A 218-nucleotide genomic window follows, 5' to 3' on the forward strand; every position below is an offset into this window, starting at 1 on the left:
GTTGAAAAGAATTATATTACTACAATGGGTGGGTTGAGAATACTACCTGATATCGATTTGAAAGAATGCAACATAAAAGAAACGGATGCTTTGATTTTACCTGGTGGTGAAACGTGGATGGAAACAATTCATCAACCAATATTAAGTTTAGCTAAACAATGTATCGAGAAGAATATTATTGTCGCACCGCATATCGCTGCTACAATAATATTCTTCTC

At 34.4% G+C, this 218-nt stretch carries 1 protein-coding gene; it reads left to right on the top strand.

What is annotated here, in order from left to right:
* Positions 1-218: DJ-1/PfpI family protein (locus tag AACQ14_RS23980; RefSeq protein WP_339366057.1), on the top strand; the 218-nt coding region annotated here is incomplete at both ends.

It is taken from the genome of Vallitalea maricola (genome assembly GCF_036985595.1).
Taxonomy (GTDB): Bacteria; Bacillota; Clostridia; order Lachnospirales; family Vallitaleaceae; genus Vallitalea; species Vallitalea maricola.